Raw genomic sequence first — 25,879 nt, 5'->3', positions numbered from 1 at the left:
CTCGCTTCGCTCGCTCAACGACCAGAACCGGGAGAACACCCATGAACACGGCATCCGAGGCGCTGATCCGTCTCGACGGCGTCACCAAGACCTTCGGCTCGACCACGGCGCTGAAAGACGCGTCCCTCCAGGTCGCGCGCGGCGAGATCGTCGTGCTCCTGGGACTTTCCGGCTCCGGCAAGTCGACCCTGCTGCGGCACCTCGACGGACTCGAGGTGCCCACGGCCGGGTCGGTCGAGGTGCTCGGCTCCCAGGTCCCCGCGCTGAAGGGTCGCGCCCTGCGTGCCCTGCGCAGTCGCGTGGGCTTCATCTTCCAGCAGTTCGAGCTCGTGCCCTCGCTCACGGTGCTCGAGAACGTGCTCACCGGATCGCTGTCGACCGTGCGCGGGCCTCGGCTCGGCCTGTGGGGCTACTCGAAGGCGTCGAAGCTCCGCGCTCTCGAGCACATCGATCGCGTCGGACTGCTCGATCGTGCCTACCAGCGCAGCGACACCCTCTCCGGCGGGCAGCAGCAGCGCGTCGCGATCGCCCGCGCTCTCATGCAGAAGCCCGACATCCTGCTCGCCGACGAGCCCGTCGCCTCGCTCGACCCCGAGTCCAGCGACCAGGTCATGGCGCTCATCCGCGAGATCGCGGCCGACGAGGGACTCACGGTCGTGTGCAGCCTCCACCAGGTCGACCTCGCGATCTCCTGGGCGGACCGCATCGTCGGCCTCCGCCACGGCGAGATCGTCCTCGACACCCCGACCACCGACCTCACGAAGGCGGAGGTCATGGAGATCTACGGCCGCGTCGCGACGACGACCGCCGAGATCCAGGCGGTGCAGCTCGAGCTCACCGAGACCACGGCGGACCTCGCCGAGGCCGATCGCGAGGCCGCCGTCGCGGCTGCCGCCGCCGTGGACAAGGCTCCCGTCTCGTGACGCTCCTCGACACCTCGGCGGCGGCCGCGGCCGGCGCGTCGGTCGCGGCACGCGCGCCGCGTCGCCCGGTCTCGCCCGAGCGCATCGCCGCTGGTCTCACGCTGCTCGCGCTCGTCGTGCTCGGCATCCTCGCCGTGCGTGAGGTCGACATCTCGATCCCCGCGATGGTGCAGAGCTGGGGCAACGCCGAGAACTTCATGGCGCGGGTCGGCGGACTCTCCTTCCCCGAGTTCGGCGACCTCGTCTGGCTGATCGCCCTCACGGTCGGACTCGTGCTCGTCGGCACCCTCCTCGCGGCGGTGCTGTCCGTGCCGATCGCGTACCTCGCCGCCGCGAACACAACCCCCGGCAACGGATGGCGTGCCGCCGCGCGCTTCGTCGGCGTGCTGACCCGTGCGCTGCCCGACGTCGTGCTCGCGATGGCGTTCGTGCTCATGTTCTCGCTCGGCACCCTTCCCGGCATCCTCGCCATCGGCATCCACTCGATCGGCATGATCTCGAAGATGTTCGCCGATGCGATCGAGCAGATCGACGAAGGACCGCGTCTCGCGATCCGCGCCGCCGGCGGATCGAAGGTGCAGGAGTTCACGGCCGGCATCCTCCCGCAGGTGCTCCCCAGCTGGGTCGCCACGGTGCTGCACCGCAACGACATCAACCTCCGGGGCAGCGTCGTGCTCGGCTACGTCGGCGTCGCAGGGCTCGGCCTCGAGATGTCGTACGCCTTCAAGGCCCTCAACTACGGCAAGGGTCTCGGCATCGCGCTCGTCATCTTCCTCCTCTGCATCGTCATGGAGATCGTGTCGAGCATGGTGCGCGGAGCGATGCTGGGCCAGCAGAAGCACACGCGCTCGTGGATCGACCGCCTCATCCACCCGCGCCTGCGGGACGCGGATGCTGCCGCGCCCGCGGGCCGTCCGGCCTGGGCCGCCACACCGCAGACCGCCGTCCGTCGCCCCTGGACGGCCGAGCGGGTCCGCAACACGACGGGCGTCGTCATCGCGGTGCTCGTCGTGATCGGCAGCGTCATCGTCAGCCAGATCAACTGGATGGACTTCTTCACCTTCTGGGCGAAGCTCCCCGACGTCGCAGCGAAGTTCTGGCCCCCGTCCTTCGGCAGCTACGACGCCTCGGCCATGTTCCTCGCGATGCGCGACACCGTGGCGATCGCTCTCGCGGCGACCGTGCTCACGCTGCTTCCGTCGCTGCTGCTCGGCTCCCTCGCGGCCTCGAACGTCGCGCCGAACTCCGGCATCCGCGGCACCGCGCGCCTCCTGCTCGTCGGCATCCGCGGCATCCCCGAGCTGATCCTCGCGATCGTGCTGGTCGTCATCACGGGACTCGGCGCGCAGGCCGGTGTGATCGCGCTCGCGATCGGCGGCATCGGGCTGCTCGGCAAGCTCATCGCCGACTCCTTCGAGGAGGTCGACCGGGGCCCTGAGCGCGCTCTGCGCGCGGTCGGAGCCACGCGCCTGCAGACCTACGCCTCGGCCACCGTGCCGCAGGGGGCGCAGGCGCTCATCGGGCACAGCTTCTACATGCTGGACACGAACATCCGCGCGGCGACGATCCTCGGCATCGTGGGCGGCGGCGGGGTCGGCTACTACCTGCTCAACGCGAGCCAGGGTTCGCGCTACGAGACGGTCACGGCGATCGTGCTCATGATCCTCGTCACGGTGCTCGTGGTCGAAGGACTCGCGATGTGGATGCGGAGGGTGTTCCGGTGAACGGCGCGCAGGGTGGGCAGGACTCCGCCGACCTCGTCGTGGTCGGCTCGGGCATCGTGGGCCTCGGCGCCGCCTACGCCGCGGTGCGCCGCGGGCTCCGCGTCGTGGTGGTCGACCGTTCCGACGCCCCCGTCGGCGCGACGATCCGCAACTTCGGGCACCTGTGCATCGGCGCGCAGACGGGGGAGGCGCGGCGCTACGCCGACGCCTCGCGCGACCTCTGGCTGCGCCTCGCGCGGGATGCCGGGTTCTGGCTCCGCGAGTCGGGCACGCTCGTCGCGGCCCGCCTCGACGAGGAGGTCGCGGTGCTGGAGCGTGCGGCGCAGGGCGGCGGCATCCGCATGCTGGACGCGGACGAGCTGCGTCGACGCGCTCCCCTGCGGGCGGACGGCCTGCGGGGCGGCGCCCACATCGAGACCGACCTGCAGACCGATCCGCGGGCCGCGGCCTCGGCGATCGTGCGTCACCTCTCCGCGCTCGGCGTGGAGTTCCGGTTCCGCACGGCCGCGACGGAGGTCGGGACGGGAACGGTGCGGACGACGCGGGGCACGATCAGCACCGGAGCCGTCGTCGTCGCGGCGAACCACGACGTCGACCAGCTGCTGCCCGATCTCGCCGAGCGTGTCGGCGTGGAACGCTGCGTCCTCGACATGATGCGCGTCGCCGCCGATCTGCCGCGCCCGCTCCCGGCGCCGCTGCTGACGGGCTGGTCGCTCGTGCGCTACGGCCGGTTCGCGGAGGGGCCGGAGGCCGGGGCGCTGCGCGAGCGCCTGCACGGCGAGCGCCCCGATCTCGCCGCGTTCGACCTCAACCAGATGTACACGCAGCTGCCCGACGGCACCCTCATCCTGGGGGACTCGCACGCGACAGCGACGGCGCCGCTCCCTTTCCAGCCGGAGGCCGCGTTCGCGTCGTTCCTCGCCGAGGCGGAGACGCTCTTCGAGACGTCGACTCCGCGCGTGCTGGAGCGCTGGCAGGGCGTGTACGCCAAGGGGCCGCAGGACTTCCTCGTCGACACCGGCGTCGAGGGGGTGCTGGTGCTCGCCGCGACCACCGGCATCGGCATGACGACGGGGCTGGGGCTCGCCGAAGAGAATCTCACCGCCGCCTTCGGGTGGACACCTGCAATGGAAGGAACATCATGACCGCTCACGAACCTCTTCCCCTCGAACTCGTCGTGCTCGACATGGCAGGGACCACGGTGCTCGACGACGGGGTCGTGGAGTCGGCCTTCCAGCGTGCGGCCGAGCGCACGGGCGTCGCCGATCGGATGCCGTGGGACGATGCGCTGCAGTACGTGCGCGACACCATGGGCCAGTCCAAGATCGACGTGTTCACGCACCTCGCCGACGGCGATCGCGAGGCCGCGACCCGGGCCACGGCCGCATTCGAGGGCGCGTACGCCGAGATCGTCGCCGAGCAGGGCGTGACGCCGATCACGGGTGCGGCCGACGCGATCCAAGGGCTGAAGGATGCGGGTCTCTCGGTCGTGCTGACGACCGGTTTCGCTCCCGTCACGCGTGATGCGCTGATCGACGGCCTCGGCTGGGGCGGACTCGTCGACCTCGCACTGTCGCCCGTGGACGCCGGACGCGGACGCCCCGCGCCCGACCTCGTGCTGACGGCGCTGCTGCGCACCGAGACGTCGTCGGTCCGCGCGGTGGCGGTCGCGGGAGACACCGTCAGCGACGTCGAATCCGGCCGCCGTGCGGGTGCGGGCTTCGTCGCCGGAGTGCTCACAGGCGCACACGACTTCCGCGCGCTCACGGCCGCCGGAGCGGATGCCGTGCTCTCCGACGTGACGGCGCTGCGCGGCTCTTTGGCCGAGCACGGGCTGCTCCGTCTCGTCGCGACGTCCTGAGGCGCAGGACATGGGCACACTGCTGATCCGTCCGCCTGGTCATCGCCGGGACGTCACGCTGCGCCCCGCCGCCACGGCGATGGTCTGGATCGGCGAAGGGCACCCGCACGAGACGATCGCCGTGCCGGGGGTGGCTCTCGGCGACGATGACGTGCTGGTCGCGGTCGAGCTGTCGACGATCTGCGGCTCCGACGTGCACACCGTCCAGGGGCGTCGTTCGGCGCCGGTGCCGCTGGTGCTCGGGCACGAGTGCGTCGGACGCGTGATCGCCACGGGCGATGCCGGTGCGACCGCGGTCGACGGGTCCCCGCTGCGCATCGGCGATCGCGTGGTGTGGTCGGTGACGATCTCGTGCGGGACGTGCGACCGGTGCGCCGGCGGACTCCCGCAGAAGTGCCGCACCCTGGGCAAGTACGGGCACGACCGGATCGGCGTGCACGGCGACCTCACCGGAGCGTTCGCGAGCCACGTGCAGGTGCGCGGCGGCACGGCGATCGTCCGGGCGCCGGAGTCCCTGCCCGCCTCGGTGCTCGCTCCGGCATCGTGCGCGACGGCCACGGCGTGGGCCGCCGTCGCCCGGGCCGCGAGGGATCGGCATCTCGAGGGCGCGGCGGTGCGCATCCACGGTGCGGGACTGGTCGGACTCACGGCTGCGGCGATCGCGGTCGAGCAGGGGGCGACGGTCGAGGTCCTCGATCCGAATCCGCTGCGCCGCGCCCTGGCGTCGCGTTTCGGGGCGACGTGCCTCGACCGCGACCCCGACGTCGTGATCGAGGCGTCCGGTCATGCGGTCTCGCAGTCCCTGGAGGGCGTCAGCACGGGCGGCACCGTCGTGCTGGTCGGCAGCGTGTTCCCGGCCGAGCCCGTGCCGTTCGACGCCGAGAGCGCCGTGCGGCGCCTCGTCACCATCGCGGGCGTGCACAACTACACGGGTGTCGATCTCGCGGAAGCGGTCGCCTTCCTCGCCGGACGCGGACGCGCCTACCCGTTCGCCGACGCGGTGGGGGAGGTGCGGCAGCTCGCGGCGATCGATGAAGCGCTCGTGGCCGCGGCCGCGCCCGATGCGCCGCTGCGGATCGGTCTCGTCCCGGGGCGCTGACTTTCGCCGACGCGCACGCGCGCATACGTGCAGACTCACAGCCACACGGATGAGCTACCCCAAGCCGAGCGGCGCGTCAGACGAACATGACTCGTCGTCGTGGGGGGTCGGTGTACGTGCGTCCGAGGGGGCTGGTCCAGGTGACGTCGCCGCCGGGACCCTGGCGGGCGGTCCACCGATATTGGTCGTCGATGTCGGGGTGTTTGAGGGTGTGGTGGGTGCGGCAGAGGTGGCTGAGGTTGTCGGCGCGTGTTCGTCCGCCGAGGGCGTGGTCGTGGGTGTGGTCGATGTCGCAGCGGTGCACCGGCATTCGGCATCCGGGGAAGCGGCAGTGCTGGTCGCGCGCGCGGAGGAACCTGCGCATGGGTTCGGTGGGGGTGTAGGTGTCGGTCTGCGTGACGAGTCCGGTGGGATCGAGGAAGAGGCGGGACCATCCGGTGGTTCGTCCGGCGAGGCTCCGTGCGATGTCGGGGTCGAGCGGGCCGTGTCCGTCGAGTTCCGCGGGCCGGTCGTCGCTGCCGGTGAGGGTGGTCGCGGCGACGGTGACCTGGATGCGCGCCTGGATGGTGTCCAGTCCGGTGCCGAGGGTCTCGGAGGGGTCGGAGGCGAGGAGCAGGTCGGTGAGGAGGTCGGCACGGATCTGGTCGAGGGTGCGCTCATCGGCCGGGACGTGCTCGATGTCAGGGCTGGACGGATCCGTGAGCGGGTCGACGAGTCCGGCGAGCGGGTCGATCGTGTACGTTCCGTCTTCGCCGTGGATGATGTTCTGCCTTTGGTCGGCGTCGAGGCGTGGATCTCCGGGCACGAGGTCGCGCGCGAACTCGTCGTCGGGGGCGGAGGGTTCGAGCGGCGGGAGGACGGGTTCGCGGTCGTCGCGGGTGCGGACGATCTCGCGGGCCATGCGGGTGAGGCGGTCGGCGATCGCGACGGCGAGCGCTTCGGGGAGCACGGCGGTGAGCAGGGCGAGGCCGTCGTCGACGGACCGCACGCTCACGCAGCGTTCGCTCGCCGCGCGGCGGTGGCGTTCCACGATCGTCTCGGGAACGAGCGCCGCGGCGACCTGACGGGCGTGGGTGCGGGTGCGGGCCGGGGTGTCGTGCTCGGCGACTTCGAGCACTGCCTGCTCGAACAACGTCAGGGTGCCGGCATCCACGTGCTTGTTGCGGACCGCTTCGCCGACGATCCCGCTCGCGCGGACGATCTCCCGGACATGCCTGACCGTGATCGCGCCCGCCCGGAACGCGGCACGCACTCCGGGCAGGTCGACGGAGAGGGTGCGGGCGTCGGTGAACGCGTACTCCGCCGACCCGGTGGGCAGGTGCCCGGCGGCAGCGTACTCGGCGATCATCGACCGGTAGATCGCGTCACGGTGGAACGGGCTGTCCGCGACATCCGCGTCGTGCACCGCGATCCGCTGCACGAGCAGCTCCGACGCCTGCGCTTCCAGCACCGCGATCTGCCGCCGCACATCGACCCAGTCGTCGAGCAGGCGGCACCGCTCCTCCATGTCGAGGTCGAGATCGGTGCGCCGGGTCATGCCTCCAGTTTAGAACAAATCTTCGAATCCATCCGGAGTCCCCCACGAAACATACCGGCATCCTCATCCTCGCGGCTGCGAGCCCGGCACCCTCTCCGCATGCGACGCCAGCAGTTGCACGGCCGCATCGACCGTGTCGTCGAGCACGTCCTGCGGATCGCCGGTCAGCTCGAGCATCCGACTCCCGACGCCGTCAGCGGTCGCCCAGCCGAGGAAGACGGTACCGGGAGGATGCCCGCCCTCCGGTCCCGGGCCGCCGACGCCCGTCGTCGCGACGCAGAGGTCGGCGTCGAAGAGGTCCCGCGCGCCCACGGCCAGCTGCTCCGCGCAGGAGGCCGAGACCGGATCGGTCCCCGGCGTCAGACCCAGCACCCGTTCCTTGACGTCGGTGAGATAGGCGACGATGCCGCCCGCGAACCAGTCGCCGGCATCCTCCGCGGCCCCCACGGTGTTCGCGAGCCGCCCGGACGTGAGCGACTCCGCGACGCACAGGCGGAGTCCGCGCTTCGTGGCGAGCTCGCTCAGCCTCGCCAGCGCGTCGTCCACCGCCGTCACTGCGAGATGCCCTCGACCGTCTTGCCCGTCGAGGCCGCCGACAGCGACAGCGCGACGTCGGCCTGGCTCACGATGCCGACCAGGCGGTGCTCCTCGATCACGGGCAGTCGACGCACCTGGTGCTCCTGCATGCGCTCGAGCACGACGCGAACGTCATCGTCGGCGGCGATCGTCACCGGCTTCCCCTTCGCGAGCGCGCCGGCCGGGGTCGTCTCCGGGTCCATGCCCATCGCGACGGCACCGACCACGATGTCGCGGTCGGTGAGCATGCCCTTCAGCCTGCTGTCCTCGCCGCAGATCGGCAACGCGCCGACGTCGAGGTCCGCCATGACCGAGGCGGCGATGCGCAGGGAGTCGTTGACCCCGATGCACCGGGGGCTCGGGGTCATGATCTCCCGCGCGGTCGTCATCGGCCCGACTCGGCCGCGGTCTCGTCGGTGTGCGCGGCATCCGCCTGGTCGGAGTAGTCCGGACGCGGCTCCTGCAGCGGCTGGTCCGAGTACTCGCCCCCGAGTCGACCTCCGAACGGCCGTCCGTGGTCGGCGAACTCCTCGCGCGCGAACGTGAGCGTCCAGTCGCCGATCGTGAACTGAGCGCCCGTGCGGAGCGTCTCGGTGCGGTCGCCCGGATGCGTCGCGTCCGCGGCCGGGTTCGTGTTCATCTCGCCCTCGCCGTGCATCTCCAGCACGTACTCGTCGCGCTCGTCGTGCGTGATCGTGGCGTGCACGGGATCGGCATCGGGGATCCGCAGGTCGGCGTCGGCGGCGGAGCCGATGCGCACGACCTCGCCCTCGAGCGCGAACTCGGAGCGGTCGTCGTCGTGGGTGACGCGCAGGCGGGGATTCCCCGCCCCGTACTCCGCGTGCGTCGTCGTGGGGGTGTAGCCCTCGTCGGAGCGGTCATCGATGTGTCGTGCGTTCATGCGCAGGCCTCCTCGCGGTTCACAGACGACGTTAGATCGAGAGCGCCGGGACGCGGAAGGGGTTGACTTCGCCGTCACGCATCGTCCGACTCCCCGAACTCGAGCGCCGGGAGCAGATCCTCCGGTACGAGAGTGATACCGCCGGTGCTGGAGGCCGAGTTCGCCATCGCCGCGATCCATTCGGAGCGGAGCGGCACGGGCACAGGGTCGTCGAAGATGAATCGGAGCGGGATCGAGGGATGCAGCCAGATCGTCGTGCGTCCTGGCGCATCGCCGTCCGGATGCTGCCAGCTCAGCGTGAAGCTCTCGTTGCGTCGCAGTTTGGTGGCGATCACGACCTTGAGGTGAGCAAGGGCGCGATCCTCGATCTGGATCGGATTATCCGCACCGTCGTAGTAGATCATTCCCATAGGATCGACGCTACGCACATGCGCGCCGTCACGACAGGGGATGTGCGACGGAGCGTCCGGATCGAGCAGGAGAGGGGCCGATGGGCAAGTTCATCTATGAGGGAAGCGTCAAGACGGAGATCGAGGACCGCGCCCTCACGCATCTGCAGCTCGTGATCACCGCGAAGCTGCGTCGTTCCGAGCCGTTCCCGTTCAGCTGGCGTGAGGACGCGAGCGTCGGCGGAGGCCGCACGACCGTGTGGATGCAGCCGGGCAGCTCGCTCGTGTTCAAGTACTTCGGCAGCCGCCAGCCGTCGATCAACCGGGCGTGGATCGAAGCCCTCGCGTACACGGCCAATGCTCCGAGCGGTCTGTATCTCGTGCCCGAACCGCAGGAGCAGCACGCGTCGTCGTCCGAGCACGTGGACGACTCGGTCACGCCGCCCCTCTGATCTGCCGTCGCGGCCGCCCCGGTTCGGGGCTGTCAACCCCCTGCCGATGACGGCTTCCTCCCGTGAGTCTCGAATGACACGGATCGAGAGGAGCGACATGACCGATGACACCACCGACCCGCGCCACGCGCACCGCGACGAGGGTTTCCCGGCGCAGCAGCAGGACCAGCCGGGGCTCACCGACGACACCCGTCCCGACCCCGACCACGGCGAGGATTCGTATCGCGGTCACGGGCGGCTCGAGGGACGCCGCGCACTGATCACGGGCGGAGACTCCGGCATCGGCCGCGCCGTCGCGATCGCCTTCGCCAGGGAGGGCGCCGACGTCGCGATCGTCCATCTGCCGGAGGAGCAGGAGGATGCCGACGAGACGCTCGCGCTCGTGCGCGCGGAGGGGCGCACGGCTCTGGGCCTGGCGGGGGACGTCCGCGACGAGGACTTCGCCACCGGAATCGTCGCAGAGACGCGCAGCGGCCTCGGTGGACTCGACGTGCTCGTCCTCAACGCGGGCTACCAGCACGACATCGACGGCTTCGAGACGCTCAGCACCGAGCGGATGCGCCGGGTGTTCGACACCAACCTCGTCGGGATGCTGTTCACGGCGCGCGCCGCGTTCCCGCACCTCGAGCCCGGAGCGAGCGTGATCGTCACGGCGTCCGTGCAGGCGTATCAGCCGTCGCCCGGCCTCATCGACTACGCCATGACGAAGGCCGCCCAGGTCGCCGTCGTGAAGGCGCTCGCCGAGGAGGCGGGGCCACGCGGAGTGCGCGTGAACGCCGTGGCGCCGGGGCCGATCTGGACGCCGCTCATCCCGGCGACGGGGTGGGATGCCGAGCGCCTGGCGACCTTCGGAGACGACACGCCTCTCGGCCGCGCGGGTCAGCCCTCGGAGCTCGCCGGGGCGTACGTGTACCTCGCCTCGGACGACGCGTCGTACACCTCGGGCGCGGTGCTCCCGGTGACCGGCGGCAAACACCTCTGAGGGCCTCTCCACAGGACGGTCGTCCCGCATCGTGCGACCGTCCTGCGGCCTAGGCTGGACGAGTGCAGCAGTCCGCGTCCTCCCGCCCGCTGGTGGGCGTCGCCCTCGTCATCGGTTCGTGCCTGTCGCTGCCCTTCGGCGCGGCCGTCGCGGCGCAGCTCTTCCCGGTGCTCGGACCCTGGGGAGTGACGTCGTTGCGGGTCGCGATCGCCGCCCTGCTGCTCCTCGTCATCGTCCGGCCGAACCCCCGTGGATGGACACGCGCGCAGTGGACCGCCGCCGCGTTGTTCGGCCTCTCGCTGGCTGCGATGAACGCGTGCTTCTACGCCGCGATCGACCGCATCCCGCTGGGACCCGCGGTCGCGATCGAGTTCCTCGGGCCGCTGATCCTCGCGGCCGTCCTCACCCGCCGCCTCGCCGATTTCGCCTGGGTGGGCGTCGCCCTGCTCGGCATGGTGCTGCTGGGCGTCGACGGGCTGATCGGCGCGGAGCCGCTCGACCCGATCGGCGTGCTGTTCGTGCTCGTCGCCGCGGGATTCTGGATCATGTACATCCGGATGAGCGCCCGTGTCGGCGCGCTCATCCCCGGCAGCGGCGGTCTCGCGATGGGCCTCGCGATCGCCGCGGTGCTGCTGGTCCCCGTCGGGGTCCCCGCGGCGGTCACGGTGGCCGGCGACATGCAGCTGCTGCTGCTCGCGGCGATCACCGCCGTGCTTTCGTCCGTGATCCCGTACAGCTTCGAGCTGGCCGCGCTCCGACGACTGCCGCAGCGCGTGTTCGGCGTGCTGCTGAGCCTCGAGCCGGCGTTCGCGACACTCGCCGGCTGGCTGGTGCTCGGGCAGTCGGCGACACCGTTGCGGATGCTCGCGGTCGCGCTCGTGGTCGCGGCGAGCGTCGGCACCACCCTCGGCGTGCGTCGTCTCCGGAAGAGGGACGAGCCCGGCCCGTTCACCGGACCCATCCCACTGCCCGACTGACCCGCGGCCCGCTCCGAGGGGTCGCAGGCCTCGGCCGTCACCGGGCGATCGCCGGCACCGGCAGCGGATACCGGCGTCGCAGGAGCACCCGCTGCACGAGCGTCCAGGCGACCGTCACCGTGAGGTACAGCGCCGCGGCCAGGGGCACGAAAGCCGCGAACACGGCCGTGAGGTAGTGCAGGGCACCCGCCACCCGCATCATCGCCGGCGAGTTCAGCGGCGACTCCTCGGCGCCCTCGACGGGAACGGGGCGGAACACCCGGCGCGAGATCTCGGCGACGGCCACGATGATCGCGAGCAGCACGCCGAACACGAGGAACGTCGCGGGTGTCGCGGTGCCGCCGAACAGCGCCGAGACGAGGCTCGTGCCGAGCGGGGCGCCGAAGAGCTCGTGCGTGAGGAGGTCGTTGGGATGTCCGGCGATCTCGGGGCGCAGGAACAGCGTGTAGATCAGGCCGACGACGGGAGCCTGCGCCAGGACGGGCAGCATCCCCGCGAACGGCGAGGTGTTCTCCGAGCGGTAGAGCTCCATCATCTCCTTCTGCAGGCGTTCGGGGTTCTTCTTGTGGCGCTTCTGCAGTGCGCGCAGCCGGGGTGCGAGACGCGCCCTGGTCTGCTCGGCCTTGGCCTGCGAGACCCCGACGGGGATCAGCAGGGCGCGCACCAGGAGCGTCACGAGCACGACGGCGAGGGCTGCGGCGGATGCTCCGGCGAGGGGTTCGACGAGGGTGGCGAGGCCGGCCAGGGCGCCGTAGGCGGCGTCGAGGAGCGCGGCGAGGGGAGGGAAGGCGAAGATGTCCATGGAAGTCCGTTCGTGTGTCGGGAAGGGTCGGCGAAGGCCGCGCTATCCCGTACGAGAGACGGACTACGCGGCGACGGCGACTCCCGGCGCACGAGGACGAGGATGCCCGGCGGCATCCGGGTCGCTCTGCGCGAGCAGCGTCGAGGCATCGATCGCACGCAGCGGGTGCGGGGCGCTGCGCGGCGTCGGCGGCGCGAGGCTCAGCGCGACGGCGATCGTCAGGGTGGTCAGGGCGATCAGCGCGATCGCGAGACCAAGGGCGGCGGCGTCGGGCAGAGCCACGAGGCCGAGAGCGGACGCGACGAACGTCAGCATCTGCCCGAACCACTCGTTCATGCGCGCCTCCCTCCCCGCGAGCGTAACACCGCGTGGGAGCCGTCACCCGTCGGAGCCGGCCTGTCCGCTGCGGGCGTAGCCTCGAGGCATGAGTGATCTGCGCGCCCTGTTCGGCATCGAGCATCCGATCGTCCTCGGCCCGTTCGGCGGCCTCTCGTCGGTCGCTCTGACCGCCGCGGTGAGCGAGGCCGGCGGTCTCGGCGGCTTCGGGCTGTACGGCTTCGACGGCGACCGCATCCGCTCGACCATCGCCGCGCTGCGCGAGAAGACCGCTCGTCCGTTCGCCGTGAACATCTGGCTCCCCACCGGCGACGAGGTCGAGCCGAACGCCCAGCACACCGTGTTCGCCCAGGCGCTGCAGCCGTTCTACGAGGCCGTCAGGCTCGACGTCCCGGGGCGCCCGGAGAGTTACCTGCCGTCGCTCGACGAGCAGCTCGACGCGATCTGGGAGTCGGCGCCGCCCGTGCTCAGCGTCGTCTTCGGCGTGCCCTCGGAGGGGATGATCGACGAGGCGCGGCGCCGCGGCATCCGGGTCGTCGGCACCGCGACGACGGTCGCCGAGGCCGTGGCGCTCGCCGACGCCGGAGTGGATGCCGTCGTCGCGACCGGTCTGGAGGCGGGAGGCCACCGGGTCTCGTTCCTGCGACCGGCCGAGGACTCGCTCATCGGCACCCTGGCTCTCGTGCCGCAGGTCGTCGATGCCGTCGACGTGCCCGTGATCGCCGCCGGAGGCATCGCGGATCGACGCGGTGTCGCGGCCGCGTTCGCGCTCGGGGCGTCGGCCGTGCAGGTGGGCACGGCGTTCCTCGCGACCGCCGAGTCGGCGACGACCGACGCGCACCGCGACGCGATCCGCGCCACAGCCGCCGACGAGACCGTGCTCACCCGGGCGATGAGCGGCCGCCTCGCCCGCGGAGCCCGCAACCGCGCGGTGCGCGCGATCGAGGCGAGCGGCACGATCGCACCCTTCCCCATGCAGAACTGGCTGACAGGGCGCTTCCGGGCGGTCGCGAACGAACAGGGCCTCGGCGAGCTGCAGTCGCTGTGGATGGGACAGGGCGCCCCGCTCGCGCGCGCACGCACGGCATCCGACGCCTTCGCGGAGCTGCTCGCGGGAGTCCCGCGCGAGAAGTGACGTGGACCTGGCCAGATATCTGGCTAGAATGTGCACATGTCGACCCACAACGTCCTCGACGCGAGGAACAACCTCTCGCGACTGATCGTGGAGTCGCAGAGCGGGGAAGACGTCGTCATCACCCGGCGCGGGACCCCTGTGGCGCGCATCGTGCCGGTCGGCCCCGTCGACATCGTCAGGAGCGGGCGACTGCTCGTGGAATGGATCGACGCGGCGCCTCTCCCGCCTCGACTCGCACGCCCCTCTCGCGAGATCGACGCTCAGATCGCCGAGAGCCGGGACGCCTGGGAGTGATCTACCTCGACTCCTGCATCCTGATCTATGCGCTGGAGGACTCAGGCCCTCGCGGCGATGCCGTTCGTCGCCTGCTCCGGGAGACCGACGAGACCGTGGCGTCGAGCCCGCTGGCCCTGCAGGAGTGCCTCGTCCTCCCGATGCGGGAGCGCAATGCCGAGATGCGCGATCGCTATCTGGGCCTCTTCGATCACCTCGAGAGCATCGCCCTCGATACGGCGGTCTTCGTCCGCGCAGCCGAGCTCCGCGCGGACTTCGCCATCAAGACCCCGGACGCCCTGCACCTCGCCGCCGCGCAGACGGCGGGATGCACCGAGCTCTGGACGAACGACAAGAGGCTGCTCGCGGCCTCGCGAGGACTCGCCGTCGATCTGATCGATCGCGCCGCCTCGTCCTGAGGGCGCGTGACGCCTACAGGATGACGGTCGAGCGGCCGTGCACGATCACGCGGTCCTCGGCGTGCCACTGCACCGCCCGCGCGAGCACGAGACGCTCGACGTCGGCGCCCCGGCGCTGCAGCTCGGCCGCCGACTCGGAGTGCGTGACGCGCGTGACGTCCTGCTCGATGATCGGCCCCTCGTCGAGGTCGGCCGTGGCGTAGTGCGCCGTGGCGCCGATGAGCTTGACGCCGCGCTCCTTGGCGCGGGCATAGGGGTTCGCGCCGATGAACGCCGGCAGGAACGAGTGGTGGATGTTGATCACCGGGGCCTCGAGGCGCTCGATGAAGTCGTCGGTGAGGATCTGCATGTAGCGTGCGAGCACCACGAGGTCGACGTTGCCGCGGAGCAGCTCGAGCTGACGCTGCTCCATCGACCCCTTGTCGCCGGAGGGGATGTGCACGAACGGCACGCCGAACGAGCGCACGGCCTCCGCGAGGTCGGGGTGGTTCGACACGACCATCGTCACGTCGATGTCGAGCTGGCCGCGCTGCGTGCGCCACAGCAGCTCCATGAGGCAGTGGTCGTACTTCGACACGAAGATCGCGACCCGCTTGCGGCGGGCCGTGTCGTGCAGCGACCACTCCATGCCGAAGCGCTCGGCGACGACCGTGAGATCCGCCTCGAGTGCGACGCGGGCCGCGGAGAGGCCGGGCAGGTGGATGACCGTGCGCTGGAAGAAGCGTCCGCCCTCGGAGTCCGTCGAGTGCTGGTCGAGCGAGATGATGTTCGCGCCGTGCTGCGCGAGCACACCCGCGACGGCGGCGACGATGCCGGGCTGGTCGTCGCAGGCGATGAGCAGGCGGGCGGTGTCGGGCTGGGGCATGGGGACTCCTCGGGGGTGTGCATCGATTCTGCCGTGGATGCGACCCTCGGGCGAATCGCGGTCCTACCCTGGAGGGATGGACACGCTCGCGCCCCTCGCCTCGCAGCTGCTCGCCGATGCGCGCGCGGACCTGCAGGGCGCCCCCACGGAGGGGCTGGGGGAGGAGCGCGAGTCGCGCTGGCGCGGCCACCGCATCGTGAAGATCGGTCAGGTCTGGCATCTCGGCGTCCTCCTGCTCACGGACACCCACGCGCTCGCGACCGCCGAGGTGCTGCGCGCCGCCGACCCCGGACGACGCGGGTACACGGCCGAGTCAGCCCGCGAGCGCGCCGAGCGTCGGGCGCTGGCCCTGCGCGGCGGATTCGACGAGGGCGAGGTCGCCCACGTCGGCTGGTCGGTCATCGACGTGGACGCCGTGGACGCCGGCGGCGCATCCGGTCCCCTCGCGGTGGTGGAGGGTGTGCCGTCGGTGCGGTGGAGCACGGCCGGCGGATGGATGCCGCTCGAGACGTATCTGCGCGAGCGCGTCGAGCTCCTGCGCGGCTGAACCCCGGTTGCCTTGTCAGCCCGCGAACGTCTCGGCGAAGCGCCGCAGCAGCGCCGCCCCCTCCGTGACGGAGGCCGCGAGCACCTGACCCTGCACGAGGTCGAACTCCTCGGGGTCGAAGTACCCGGTCGTGCGGTAGAACGTCATGCGGTCGGCGAAGTCCCGGGGCGTCGGCTCCGGGTGGAACTGCGCCGTGTACAGGTGCGTGCCCACGCGGTAGGCCTGGACCGGACAGGCCGCGTTCGTCGCGAGCAGCACCGCGCCGTCGGGCAGCGCCGCCGCGGACTCCTTGTGCGCCGTGAAGACGGTGAGCGCCGGGGAGCTGGGACCGAACACCGGATCGGCGGCGCCGGCCTCGGTCGTCTCGATCACGGTGGCGCTGGCCGGCTCCGGGGTGTCGGTCGTGACGTCGCCGCCGAGCATCCGCGTCACCACGCCGATGCTGAAGCATGTGAAGAACACCGCGACGCGCCGGTCGATCGCGAGCCGCGCGAGGGTCTCGAGATCGGCCTCCACGCGCCTTTGCTCGGCCGTCTTGTGCTCGTCGCTCACGTTGAACGGCGAACCGCCGACGACGATGCCGCGATACCGGCTCAGATCGACCGCGTCGAGGCGCTGCGAGAGCAGGTCGAGGCGGTCGACGACGTCCGCGCCGAGCGCCCGCCGGAACGAGGCGTGCTCGGCATCCGCCGCCCCCAGCTCGGGACGCACGCAGACGTAGAGAAGCGAGACCACCACGCGAGTCTAACGAGCGCTCGGGGTCTCGCCCGACGTGGCCGTCACCGGGACGAGTTGGCCGTGCGGCCCCGCACGATGCCCACGAACGTGTCGACGTCGGGGGTCGTCCGATCACGCAGCCAGGCGAGAGCCACGGTCGAGGTCGGGCCGTCGACGAGCGGCCGGTGCTCGACATCCTTGCGGTGGTGCAGACGCGCGAGCGACATCGGCACGATCACGACGCCGGTCCCCGTCGCCGCCGTGGCGATCGCGTCGCCGGTCGACATCGCGGAGAAGCGCGGGGCGACCGCGTCGGGCACATCGAGCGTCCCGAGCGCATCGTCGTTCAGCGCGATCACGACCTCGCCGGCCAGGTCGGCGATCGTGAGCTCCTCGGCCGCGAGCAGATGCGACTCGACGGAGGCCACCACCACCGGCACCTCGTCGTAGAGCGGGATCACGTGCAGGGCGTCGTCCGTGAGCGGCAGGCGCACCAGGGCGGCGTCGACCTCGTCGAGGGCGTCGCGCTGCGCGGCCACCTCGATCGGCACGAGCTCGAGCGGCACGTGCGGCATCCGCTGCTTCCACGCGTCGATCCACTTGCCGGGCGTCGCGCCGGGAACCGCGCCGAGCCGGAACGTGCGCGGCTCCTCGGGCTCGGGTGCCGGGGCGTCGAACACGATGCTCGAGGTCTTGCGCGGGGGCTTGGGCGGCGGGAAGCGCTGCGCGGGCGCGGCCTTGTTGCGTCGCGCGGGCGTGCCCTTTCCGGAGCCCCGCGGCCGTCGTCCCTGGTTCGCCATGTGTCCCAGGCTACTCGCCGCGCGCTCCCTCACCGCCCGGGCTCGCGACGTCAGGCCGCGAGCCAGAGTCCCTTCGGCGTGGTGGCGATCGTGAGTCCGGCGGCGACGGTCTCGTCGTCGCCGATCCGCGCACCGCGGACGATGCGCGCCCCCGCGCCGATCTCGGTGCGGACGCCGATGTGCGCGTGGTCTCCCACGGCCGCGCCTTCGCCGATGTGTGCGTGCGCGTCGATGAACGCGCCCTCGCCGATCACGGCATCCGGTTCGATCCACGCGCCGCGGGCGATGGACGCGCCGGCGCCGACGCGTGCGCCGGGTTCGATGTAGGCGCCCGCTTCGATGTGCGCCTTCGGATGGACCTTCGCGCCATGCGCGACGAGACCCCGACCGTTGGCGTGCTTGCGGTAACGCAGCGTGTCGCCTCGGTCGTTCTCGATGTCGACGTAGTTCTTGCCCACGATTCCTCCCGTGCTCCGGAGTCTCCCGGATATATGAACAACCACAGATGGTTCGGATTCATTCCCCGGAATGGATGGGACGGATGTGTCGCCTCAGCGCTGGCAGACGGGGCACCAGAACGTCACGCGCTCGCGCGTCGGGTCGGCTCCGAGCTCTCCGCGGCGGATGAGCGTGCCGCAGCGGCGGCAGGGCCGACCGGCGCGGCCGTACACCCAGGTGCCCTGCCCGGGACGGTCGACGCCCGTGAACGTGCGATGGCGGCGGTCGCGGTTCGCGCGGATCGTGCGGACGCCGAGCTCGATCAGCGCGGCGGCGTCGACCTCGGGCGTCGGCGTCGTCGGCAGCACGCCCCTCAGGAACAGCAGTTCGGCGGCGTACTCGTTGCCGAAGCCCGCCACGTTGCGCTGGTCGAGCAGCGCGACGTGGATGCTGCGTCGGTCGGCGCTGAGCCGGCGCACGGCTTCGGCCGCGTCCCAGTCCGGCGCGAGCGGATCGGGGCCCAGGTGGCCGATCAGCTGCTCTTCGTCGCGGGTGGGCACGACCTCGATGTCGGCGAGGTCGATCCCCACGGCCTCGCGCTGCGCCGTGCCGACGATCGCGCGCACCTTGAATGCCGGATGGCGCCACTTCTCGCCCGGGCGGTAGACGAGCCAGGCGCCGTCCATGCGCAGATGGGAATGCAGCGTGCTGTCGCCGATCCGCAGCAGCAGGTGCTTGCCGCGGGAGCCCGACGACACGACCGGCTGACCCGTGAGGTCGACCGTGGCGGCCTGAGGCACCCGCAGGTCGAAGCGCGTGACCTCGGACCCGACCAGCGCGTCCTCCAGGCGCCGGGCGGTGCGGAAGACGGTATCGCCCTCGGGCATCAGACGGATCCGGCGCCCGGAGAGGCTCCGGGGGGAGGGGGGAGCGGAGCGGGCGTCGCCCCGGGGGCCGGGGGCGGCGGGACGGGTGGCGCGGGGAGTGCCGCACGCTGCACCATCGTGCGGGCAAGCATCGTCGAACCGGCGACCGCGGCCGGCATGACCGCGACGGCGCCGCCGGGGATCAGGAAGCACAGCTGCGTCGCGACCCCGAAGCCCAGCACGCGGGCGCGACTGCCGCGGAACAGCGCCGCGCGGTCGGCAGGCGTCAGGTCGCGAGCGTCGAAGGCCCGTGCCGTGAGCTCGCGCGCGAGCATCCGTCCGGTGAGGATCACGCCGACCACGGGTCCGAGGAACCCGCCCACGAGAGGAACGACGCCGAGCAGCAGCACGACGACGGCGACGAGCACGCCGAGCAGCACGAGACGGATGCCCTCGCCGAGCGCCATCCAGAATCCGCCGCCGTCCGTCTCGGGTGCGTCGCCGAGATCGGCCTCGACCGCACGCCAGATGCGCTGGTAGAACGGATCGCCGATCGCGAGGGCGAGGGCCGTGAACACGGTGCTGGCGAGAGCGAGCGCGGCCGCGAACAGGATGACGCCGACGGCACCGCGGAACAGTCCGCGCCACGGCTCGATCCAGCCGTCGGCGAAGGGGGTGATCGCGTCGGAGACGGCGCCGAGCGAGAGGGCCAGGGGGATCAGCGCGGCCAGCAGCAGCACGGCGGCGATGACCGCGGGCACGAGCCCGAGAGCCATGAGGCCCGGGCGGGTGCGCCACGTCCCGAAGCCGCGCAGCAGCATGCGGACGCCCTCGCCGAACTCGCCGATCATGGGTCCAGCCTAGGAGCACGCGCCGACACCGGTGGCGAGCAGGCGGCGGCGCCTACGACGACACGGGGCTCGCGGCGATCGCCCGCAGCATCCGGACGTCGACGTCCTCCAGGGACGGGACACGGTGCACGCCCGGCGGCAGGCTCCGTGCGAGGTCGCCGACCACCACGGTCGCGCAGCCCGCGGACACGGCCGACCACGCGCCGACCTGGGAGTCCTCGAGCACCACGCAGCGCGACGGGTCGAGGCCCAGCGCGGCGGCGCCGTCGAGATACGGATCGGGTGCCGGCTTCGTGCGCGTGGTGTCGTCGGCGGTCACCATCACGCGGAACGCCGACAGGTCGACGCTCCGCGTGAAGCGCTCGACCCAGTGGCGCGGCGAGGAGGTCACCAGCGCGAGGGGCACCGCGGCGTCGACGAGGGCCCGGAGCAGTTCGGGGGCTCCCGGGCGCCACGTCACCGACTCGGCGTACGCCGCGAGAGCCCGACGGTCCAGGTCGTGAGCCACCGCGGATCGTGGTCCGTCGAGGTTCAGGCGCTCGCTCAGCAGAGCCGCCGCCCTGTCGAGGTCGAGACCCTCGGAGGCGGCGGCCAGACCCGCGGCATCCGCTCCGTCGTGGTCGTGCACGAACCGCTCCACGACGTGCAGCCAGGTGCTCTCGGTGTCCAGCAGGGTGCCGTCCATGTCGCTCAGCACGCCCCATCCGGGTGCGGGATCGTGTGTCATGGGTCGCCCTCCGGTCGCGTCGATCTCGAACGGACCGCCGAGTCCATCCCCGCGGGGGGAGGAGGACGGTGCGCGGCCTGAGGGGGAACAGCGGGTGAACGCCGAGCGGACGGATCGGGAAACTCCGCGGACAGGTGCGTGCAGGTGTGCAGGATGCCGGGGCACACGCGTTCCCCGGGGCGGAGGCGGGGATACGCTGACGGGCGGACCGAGCGCGCCGGCCCGCACCCGACCCGGCGCCGCGGAGAGGAGACGTCGTGCACCGGTATCGGGAGATCGCCCGCGACCTCACCATGCAGATCGCCGACGGCGCGTTCGACGCCACCGGGATGCTGCCCGCCGAGGCGCAGCTCGCCGTGACCTACGAGGTGTCGCGCGGGACCGTGCGCAACGCGCTCGTGCTGATGGCCCGCCAGGGAGCGATCGCCCCGCGTCGCGGGTCAGGGTGGCTCGTGCGGACGACCGTGCTCAGCCAGCGCTTCTCGGAGATGCGCTCGTTCGCGCAGTGGGCGCGGAGCCGGGGAATGGAGCCCGGTGGGCGGGTCGTCGCCCAGCAGCGGCGCGCGGCGACCGCGAACGAGGTGCGGCGATTCCGTGGCGGTCAGGGCATCGGCGACGTGCTCGAGGTCGTGCGGCTGCGGATGCTGAACGGTCGTGTCGTCATGCTCGAGCGCACGGCGTACCCGTCGTGGATCGCGCCGCTCGTGGAAGACCTCTCGCCCGAGGAGCCCTCGGTCGTCGGCGCGCTGGAGGCACGGGGCGTGCGCATGGTGCACGGAGAGCACTCGATCGACGCGATCGCCGCGCCCAGCGAGGACGCCCGGCTGCTCGACGTCCGCCGGTCGAGCCCGCTGCTGCGCGTGAACCGCGTGAGCTACGCGTCGGACGGCCGCGCGATCGAGGCGGGCGACGACCGCTACCTGCCCGACGTCATGTCGTTCCAGGTGCAGGCGTCCCTGCAGGGGATGTCGCTCACTCGACAGACCGGCTGAGAGCGGCGGTCTCAGATCGCCTTGCGGAGCGTGTAGCCGCGCGGCGTCGCGACGAAACCGGCCTCCTGCAGCGCGGTCGCGAGCTCGGTGCCGTAGACGCCCTCGCCGTTGACCTTCTCGACCGTGAGCGTGTCGAGGCGGCGGGCGCGCGACGTCGCGACGAGGTCGGCGGCCGCCGCGCGCAGCACCTCTGCCTCGTCGGTGAAGCAGATCACGGTGCGACCGCCGCGCTCGAGGTAGAGAACGAGAGCGCCGTCGACGAGGACCACCAGCCCGCCGGCCTTGCGACCGGGGCGGTGCGAGACGTCGTCGCGGCGCGGCCAGCCGAGCGCCGCTCCGTACGGGTTGGCCGGATCCGTGGCCGCGAGCGTGACGGCGCTCCGCGGCGGAGGATCGGCGAGCCCCGCGAACGTGCGGAGCCGGTCGACCGTGGCCGAGGCCGCGAACTGTGCCGCGCCGAGCTTCTCGATCACGTAGCCGCGACGGCAGTGGCCGGCCTCCTCGAAGCCGGCGAGCACACGGTACGCCTGGGCGAAGCCGCCGGGCACGCCCTCGGCCTGCACGGCACCGCGCGTGACGACGCCGTATCGGTCGAGCAGCAGACCGGCCGTCACCGTCGCCCGACGTGCGGGGTCGTCCTCGGTCGTGGGCAGCAGCGACCAGCGACCGCCGATCGACGAGGGGCGCGGGGCGGGGCGGGCGAGCGACATGCCCCGGTAGGCACGGGTGCGCGGGGCTCGGCGGGTGACGCGGTGGGCCTGCGAGCCTCCCGCGAGCAGCGAGCGGATCGGCGCGAACGTGTCGTTCGTGACCCGGCCGGCCCACGTGAGGTTCCAGAGCGCCTCCAGGACGGACTGCTCGTTCTCGGCCTGCGTCATGTCGCGCAGCCGTGCGGCGAAGTACGCGCCGCCCGCGCCGAGGGCGTCGAGCACGCGCGCCTCGAGCGAGTCGGCGGCGATCTCGTCGTCGGGCTCGGGCAGGGTGAAGGGCGCGAGGTCGGCCGGGTGCAGCGAGATCCATCCGTCACGGCCGGGCAGGGTGCCGTGCCCCGACCAGATCACCTCCCCGGCAGCCGTGAGCTCGTCGAGCAGGGCGGGCGAGTAGTCGCGCACGCGTGACGGCAGCACCAGGGACTCCCAGGCGCTCGCCGGGATCGGCACGCCCGCGAACTGCTCGATCACGGAGAGTACGCCGTCGATGCCCTCGAGCGGACGGTGCAGGTGCTGCCAGTCGGGCAGGAAGCGTGCATAGGCCTCGGGGGAGACGGGCTCGACACTGCCCCGGATCGCCGCGAGCGAGCGCATCCGCAGGCGCCGCAGCACCTCGGTGTCGCACCACTCGGTCTCGCTCCCGGAGCCGGACGCCTCGGGCAGGAAGTACCCGCTCGTCACCCGACCGGAGTGCTCGAGCCGCTGCAGCGTGTGCCGGGCGACCGCGGCGCCGATGCCGAGGCGTGTCGCGAGCGCGTCGGTCGTGAAGGGGCCGTGGGTGCGGGCGTGCCGGGCCACGAGGTCGCCGAGAGGATCGGCCATCGGCTCGAGGAACGCGACGGGGATGCCGGTCGGCAGCGCCACTCCGAGCGCGTCGCGCAGGCGCCCGGCGTCTTCGATCGCCGCGACGCGCGCGACGCCGGCGATCGTCACGGGGATCGCCCGTCGCGCGGTCACGAGGGCGTCGAGGTGCGCCGCGGCGTCTGCCACGGTCGGCGTGCCGGCCGTGCCGTTGCTTCCCGATTCCGTCTCCGCGCCCGTCGCCGGGTCGGACGAGGGAGTCAGCCGCAACGCGACCTCCTCGGCGTCCAACGGTCCGAGCACGCGGAGCAGGTCGGCCACGCCTTCGAGGCCGCGCGCGCGACGCTCGGGGTCGAGACGCTGCACCTCGCGCTCGAACTGCGCGATGACCGCGGGGTCGAGGAGCTCGCGGAGCTCGACCGTGCCGAGCAGCTCGCCCAGCAGGGCCGGGTCGACGGAGAGCGCGGCGGCGCGGCGTTCGGCCAGCGGGGAGTCGCCCTCGTACATGAACGCGCCGACGTACCCGAACAGCAGGTCGCGCGCGTACGGGGACGGCTGCGACGGCTGCGTCTCGACGAGGCGGATGCGGCGGTCGGCGATCGACGTCGCGAGGCGGCGCAGTGACGGCAGGTCGTAGACGTCCTGCAGCACCTCGCGCAGGGTCTCCAGGATCACCGGGAACGTGGGATGACGGCGCGCGACCTCCAGCAGCTGCGCCGACCGCTGCCGCTGCTGCCAGAGCGGGGTGCGGCGGTTGGGGTTCGTGCGGGGCATCAGGAGCGCGCGGGCGGCGCACTCGCGGAACCGCGACGCGAACAGGGCGGAGCCGCCGACCTCCTGCGTCACGAGCTGTTCGAGCTCGTCGGGGTCGAACACGAACAGCTCGGCGCCCGGGGGGTCGGACTCGGCATCCGGCAGGCGGACGATGATGCCGTCGTCGCTCGCGACCGCCGATCCCTCGACGCCGAGCCGCTCGCGCACCCGTGCGTTGATCGCCAGAGCCCACGGGGCGTGCACCTTCATGCCGTACGGGGAATGCAGGATGACGCGCCAGTCGCCGACCTCGTCGTGGCCGCGCTCGACCGTGAGGGTGCGGTCGGTCGGGAGCGTCCCTGTGGCCTCGCGCTGCTCGGTGAGGTGCGCCATGAGGTTGGTCCTGGCCTGCTCGTCGAGCCCCGCGTCGATCAGCCGCTGGGCGGCCTTCTCGGGCGCGGCCGACGACACCTCGCGAGAGAACCTCCCGAGCGCCTCTCCGAGCTCGAACGGGCGCCCGATGCCGTCGCCGTGCCAGAACGGCACCTTGCCCGGCTGTCCGTACGCGGGGATCACGTTGACGCGGTCGTGCGTGATCTCGGCGATGCGCCAGCTCGTCGTCCCGAGCGTGAACACGTCGCCCACGCGCGACTCGTAGACCATCTCCTCATCGAGCTCGCCGACTCGCGCGCCGGTCGACTCGCCCGCGACGAAGACGCCGAACAGTCCGCGGTCGGGGATCGTGCCGCCGCTCGTCACGGCGATGCGCTGCGCGCCGGGACGGCCCGTGAGCGTTCCGGCATCCCTGTCCCACACGAGTCGGGGACGCAGCTCGGCGAACTCGTCGGACGGGAAGCGTCCGGCGAGCAGGTCGAGCGTCGCCTCGTACGCCGATCGGGGCAGCGACTGGAACGGCGCCGAGCGCCGCACCGTCTCGAACCATTCCTCGACGCTGATCGCGCCGAGTGCACTCGCCGCGACGGTCTGCTGCGCGAGGATGTCGAGCGGATTGCGGGGCACCTGGATCGCCTCGATCTTGCCCGCCAGCATCCGCTCCGTCACGATCGCGGTGTGCAGCACGTCACCGCGGTGCTTGGGGAAGAGGGCGGCGCGGCTGATCTCGCCGACCTGGTGGCCGGCGCGGCCCACGCGCTGCAGTCCCGACGCGGCGGAGGGCGGCGCCTCGACCTGGATCACGAGGTCGACCGCGCCCATGTCGATGCCGAGCTCGAGGCTGCTCGTGGCGACCACGCACCGCAGCACCCCGGACTTCAGCTCCTCCTCGACCTGGGCGCGCTGCTCCTTCGACACCGAGCCGTGGTGGGCCTTCGCGAGCACGGGATCGGCGCCCGCCGTGGCGCCGGCCTGGGCCATCATCGACGCCGGCACGGTCGCCTCGGGGAGGGCGACGCCGATGCGCTCGGAGTAGATCTCGTTCAGCCGGCCGGTCAGGCGCTCGGCCAGACGTCGGGAGTTCGAGAACACGATCGTGGAGTTGTTCTGCAGGATGCGGTCGACGATCGCCTCCTCGACGTGCGGCCACACGGAGCCCGTGACCTCGGTGTACTCGGCTGCGCTCTCGTCGACGGCGCTCGCCGAGGCTCCGGGCGGCGGGGGCGGGTTGGTCATGTCGTCCATCGGGACGACCACGCCGAGCTCGAAGGTCTTGGATGCCGGAGGGGCGACGATCTCGACCGGGGCTGCTCCGCCGAGGAAGCGCGCGACCTCGTCGATGGGTCGCACGGTCGCCGACAGGCCGATGCGCTGCGCGGGCTCGTCGTGCCCGTGCGAGGCGCGGAGGGCGTCGAGGCGTTCGAGGCTCACGGCGAGGTGCGCGCCGCGCTTGGTCGCCGCGACCGCGTGCACCTCGTCGATGATGATCGTGTGCACATCGCGCAGGGTCTCGCCGGCACGGCTCGTGAGCATGAGGTACAGCGACTCGGGGGTCGTGATGAGGATGTCGGGCGGATCGGACACGAGCTTGCGCCGGTCGCTCGACGTGGTGTCGCCGGAGCGGACGCCCACGGTGACGTTCGGCGAGGGGAGATCGAGCCGACGGGCGGACTGGCCGATGCCGATCAGCGGCGACCGGAGGTTGCGCTCGACGTCGACGCCCAACGCCTTGAGCGGGGAGATGTAGAGGATGCGGGTGCGCGACGCGTCGGCATCCTTCTTCGGTGCCTTCTTACCCGTCGCTGGTGCGTCGATCGCGCCCGCGGCGATGCGCTCGCGGAACACGCTGTCGATCGCCCACAGGAACGCCGAGAGCGTCTTGCCCGAACCGGTCGGAGCGACGACGAGGGCATGCTTGCCCTGCGAGATGGCCTCCCACGCGCCGGCCTGGGCCGGCGTGGGCGCGGTGAAGGCACCCCGGAACCAGTCCTGCGTGGCCGGGGTGAAGCGCTCCAGCACATCGCCCATCCCTC

The 25,879-nt window shown here is 72.1% G+C and carries 28 protein-coding genes; 13 read left to right on the top strand and 15 right to left on the bottom strand.

The window, feature by feature from the left end; all coding sequences use genetic code 11:
* Window positions 1–41 precede the first annotated feature (41 nt).
* From phnC to ACIPY8_RS13375, 5 genes are read left to right on the top strand one after another with little or no spacing between them, the layout of a single operon-like run.
* Complete coding sequence (phnC, locus tag ACIPY8_RS13395) at window positions 42–923, top strand: phosphonate ABC transporter ATP-binding protein (protein WP_400818970.1); 882 nt, start codon at window positions 42–44, stop codon at window positions 921–923.
* The gene (gene phnE, locus ACIPY8_RS13390; protein ID WP_400818968.1) at window positions 920–2,647 is read left to right on the top strand and encodes a phosphonate ABC transporter, permease protein PhnE; all 1,728 of its coding nucleotides are present in this window, start codon (window positions 920–922) and stop codon (window positions 2,645–2,647) included. The genes phnC and phnE overlap by 4 nt, the downstream gene beginning before the upstream one ends.
* Window positions 2,644–3,792, top strand: a complete 1,149-nt coding sequence (locus tag ACIPY8_RS13385; protein ID WP_400818966.1) for a TIGR03364 family FAD-dependent oxidoreductase — start codon at window positions 2,644–2,646, stop codon at window positions 3,790–3,792. The genes phnE and ACIPY8_RS13385 overlap by 4 nt, the downstream gene beginning before the upstream one ends.
* Complete coding sequence (locus ACIPY8_RS13380) at window positions 3,789–4,508, top strand: HAD family hydrolase (RefSeq protein WP_400818963.1); 720 nt, start codon at window positions 3,789–3,791, stop codon at window positions 4,506–4,508. The genes ACIPY8_RS13385 and ACIPY8_RS13380 overlap by 4 nt, the downstream gene beginning before the upstream one ends.
* 10 nt (window positions 4,509–4,518) lie before the next feature.
* Window positions 4,519–5,607: an alcohol dehydrogenase catalytic domain-containing protein gene (locus ACIPY8_RS13375; protein ID WP_400818961.1), complete on the top strand. Its 1,089-nt coding sequence runs from the start codon at window positions 4,519–4,521 to the stop codon at window positions 5,605–5,607.
* A 76-nt stretch (window positions 5,608–5,683) separates the two neighbouring features.
* On the opposite strand, the gene ACIPY8_RS13370 is transcribed toward ACIPY8_RS13375, so the two are convergent.
* The 5 genes from ACIPY8_RS13370 to ACIPY8_RS13350 form a co-directional block, all read right to left on the bottom strand.
* On the bottom strand, window positions 5,684–7,144 hold the full coding sequence (locus tag ACIPY8_RS13370) for a DUF222 domain-containing protein (protein ID WP_400818959.1): 1,461 nt from the start codon (window positions 7,142–7,144) through the stop codon (window positions 5,684–5,686).
* A gap of 63 nt (window positions 7,145–7,207) precedes the next feature.
* A complete protein-coding gene (locus ACIPY8_RS13365) occupies window positions 7,208–7,699 on the bottom strand; it encodes a CinA family protein (RefSeq protein WP_400818958.1) in 492 nt (163 codons plus the stop codon).
* On the bottom strand, window positions 7,696–8,109 hold the full coding sequence (locus ACIPY8_RS13360) for a CBS domain-containing protein (RefSeq protein ID WP_400818956.1): 414 nt from the start codon (window positions 8,107–8,109) through the stop codon (window positions 7,696–7,698). Before ACIPY8_RS13360 ends, ACIPY8_RS13365 begins: the two co-directional genes overlap by 4 nt.
* Window positions 8,106–8,621, bottom strand: coding sequence for an FHA domain-containing protein (locus ACIPY8_RS13355; RefSeq protein WP_400818953.1), 516 nt, complete (start codon window positions 8,619–8,621; stop codon window positions 8,106–8,108). The genes ACIPY8_RS13360 and ACIPY8_RS13355 overlap by 4 nt, the downstream gene beginning before the upstream one ends.
* 74 nt (window positions 8,622–8,695) lie before the next feature.
* Window positions 8,696–9,031 carry a hypothetical protein gene (locus ACIPY8_RS13350; RefSeq protein ID WP_400818951.1) on the bottom strand — a complete coding sequence of 112 codons (336 nt, stop codon included), beginning with the start codon at window positions 9,029–9,031 and terminating at the stop codon, window positions 8,696–8,698.
* A gap of 80 nt (window positions 9,032–9,111) precedes the next feature.
* Between ACIPY8_RS13350 and ACIPY8_RS13345 the strand changes: the two genes are divergently transcribed.
* From ACIPY8_RS13345 to ACIPY8_RS13335, 3 genes are all read left to right on the top strand, one after another.
* The gene (locus tag ACIPY8_RS13345) at window positions 9,112–9,462 is read left to right on the top strand and encodes an ATP-dependent DNA ligase (protein WP_400818949.1); all 351 of its coding nucleotides are present in this window, start codon (window positions 9,112–9,114) and stop codon (window positions 9,460–9,462) included.
* A 97-nt stretch (window positions 9,463–9,559) separates the two neighbouring features.
* Complete coding sequence (locus ACIPY8_RS13340) at window positions 9,560–10,444, top strand: SDR family oxidoreductase (RefSeq protein ID WP_400818946.1); 885 nt, start codon at window positions 9,560–9,562, stop codon at window positions 10,442–10,444.
* Window positions 10,445–10,506: 62 nt separating this feature from the next.
* Entirely contained in the window at window positions 10,507–11,421 is a 915-nt protein-coding gene (locus tag ACIPY8_RS13335) for an EamA family transporter (protein ID WP_400818943.1), read from the top strand.
* Between the two features lie 37 nt (window positions 11,422–11,458).
* On the opposite strand, the gene ACIPY8_RS13330 is transcribed toward ACIPY8_RS13335, so the two are convergent.
* The gene (locus ACIPY8_RS13330; protein WP_400818941.1) at window positions 11,459–12,223 is read right to left on the bottom strand and encodes a YidC/Oxa1 family membrane protein insertase; all 765 of its coding nucleotides are present in this window, start codon (window positions 12,221–12,223) and stop codon (window positions 11,459–11,461) included.
* Between the two features lie 63 nt (window positions 12,224–12,286).
* Window positions 12,287–12,559, bottom strand: coding sequence for a DUF6412 domain-containing protein (locus ACIPY8_RS13325; RefSeq protein ID WP_050722919.1), 273 nt, complete (start codon window positions 12,557–12,559; stop codon window positions 12,287–12,289).
* An 88-nt stretch (window positions 12,560–12,647) separates the two neighbouring features.
* Between ACIPY8_RS13325 and ACIPY8_RS13320 the strand changes: the two genes are divergently transcribed.
* The 3 genes from ACIPY8_RS13320 to ACIPY8_RS13310 are packed head-to-tail and all read left to right on the top strand — an operon-like array spanning window position 12,648 to window position 14,386.
* A complete protein-coding gene (locus ACIPY8_RS13320) occupies window positions 12,648–13,694 on the top strand; it encodes an NAD(P)H-dependent flavin oxidoreductase (RefSeq protein WP_400818939.1) in 1,047 nt (348 codons plus the stop codon).
* A gap of 36 nt (window positions 13,695–13,730) precedes the next feature.
* Window positions 13,731–13,988, top strand: a complete 258-nt coding sequence (locus ACIPY8_RS13315) for a type II toxin-antitoxin system Phd/YefM family antitoxin (protein WP_400818936.1) — start codon at window positions 13,731–13,733, stop codon at window positions 13,986–13,988.
* On the top strand, window positions 13,985–14,386 hold the full coding sequence (locus ACIPY8_RS13310; protein WP_400818934.1) for a type II toxin-antitoxin system VapC family toxin: 402 nt from the start codon (window positions 13,985–13,987) through the stop codon (window positions 14,384–14,386). Before ACIPY8_RS13315 ends, ACIPY8_RS13310 begins: the two co-directional genes overlap by 4 nt.
* 13 nt (window positions 14,387–14,399) lie before the next feature.
* Here the strand turns inward: ACIPY8_RS13310 and purU are convergent, their stop codons facing one another.
* On the bottom strand, window positions 14,400–15,251 hold the full coding sequence (purU, locus tag ACIPY8_RS13305; protein ID WP_400818931.1) for a formyltetrahydrofolate deformylase: 852 nt from the start codon (window positions 15,249–15,251) through the stop codon (window positions 14,400–14,402).
* Between the two features lie 76 nt (window positions 15,252–15,327).
* Between purU and ACIPY8_RS13300 the strand changes: the two genes are divergently transcribed.
* Window positions 15,328–15,798 (top strand): glutaminase, encoded by a 471-nt coding sequence (locus ACIPY8_RS13300; RefSeq protein WP_400818929.1) that lies wholly within the window; start codon window positions 15,328–15,330, stop codon window positions 15,796–15,798.
* Window positions 15,799–15,813: 15 nt separating this feature from the next.
* On the opposite strand, the gene ACIPY8_RS13295 is transcribed toward ACIPY8_RS13300, so the two are convergent.
* The 6 genes from ACIPY8_RS13295 to ACIPY8_RS13270 form a co-directional block, all read right to left on the bottom strand.
* Window positions 15,814–16,533 carry a GMP synthase gene (locus tag ACIPY8_RS13295; protein ID WP_400818927.1) on the bottom strand — a complete coding sequence of 240 codons (720 nt, stop codon included), beginning with the start codon at window positions 16,531–16,533 and terminating at the stop codon, window positions 15,814–15,816.
* Between the two features lie 44 nt (window positions 16,534–16,577).
* Entirely contained in the window at window positions 16,578–17,315 is a 738-nt protein-coding gene (locus ACIPY8_RS13290; protein ID WP_400818925.1) for a substrate-binding domain-containing protein, read from the bottom strand.
* Window positions 17,316–17,365: 50 nt separating this feature from the next.
* The gene (locus ACIPY8_RS13285; protein WP_400818923.1) at window positions 17,366–17,773 is read right to left on the bottom strand and encodes a DapH/DapD/GlmU-related protein; all 408 of its coding nucleotides are present in this window, start codon (window positions 17,771–17,773) and stop codon (window positions 17,366–17,368) included.
* A 93-nt stretch (window positions 17,774–17,866) separates the two neighbouring features.
* Window positions 17,867–18,640, bottom strand: a complete 774-nt coding sequence (locus tag ACIPY8_RS13280) for a DNA-formamidopyrimidine glycosylase family protein (protein ID WP_400818920.1) — start codon at window positions 18,638–18,640, stop codon at window positions 17,867–17,869.
* Window positions 18,640–19,470 carry an EI24 domain-containing protein gene (locus ACIPY8_RS13275; RefSeq protein ID WP_400818917.1) on the bottom strand — a complete coding sequence of 277 codons (831 nt, stop codon included), beginning with the start codon at window positions 19,468–19,470 and terminating at the stop codon, window positions 18,640–18,642. Before ACIPY8_RS13275 ends, ACIPY8_RS13280 begins: the two co-directional genes overlap by 1 nt.
* Window positions 19,471–19,522: 52 nt before the next feature.
* Complete coding sequence (locus ACIPY8_RS13270) at window positions 19,523–20,197, bottom strand: HAD family hydrolase (protein WP_400818915.1); 675 nt, start codon at window positions 20,195–20,197, stop codon at window positions 19,523–19,525.
* Between the two features lie 257 nt (window positions 20,198–20,454).
* On the opposite strand from ACIPY8_RS13270, the gene ACIPY8_RS13265 reads away from it, so the two are divergent.
* Complete coding sequence (locus ACIPY8_RS13265) at window positions 20,455–21,189, top strand: GntR family transcriptional regulator (RefSeq protein ID WP_400818913.1); 735 nt, start codon at window positions 20,455–20,457, stop codon at window positions 21,187–21,189.
* An 11-nt stretch (window positions 21,190–21,200) separates the two neighbouring features.
* Here ACIPY8_RS13265 and ACIPY8_RS13260 read toward each other — a convergent pair whose 3' ends face one another.
* The gene (locus ACIPY8_RS13260; protein ID WP_400818911.1) at window positions 21,201–25,874 is read right to left on the bottom strand and encodes an ATP-dependent helicase; all 4,674 of its coding nucleotides are present in this window, start codon (window positions 25,872–25,874) and stop codon (window positions 21,201–21,203) included.
* Window positions 25,875–25,879: the final 5 nt, after the last annotated feature.

This window comes from Microbacterium sp. NPDC089696, assembly GCF_044749125.1.
Lineage (GTDB): Bacteria > Actinomycetota > Actinomycetes > Actinomycetales > Microbacteriaceae > Microbacterium.
This window is presented reverse-complemented; position numbering and strand designations above follow the sequence as displayed.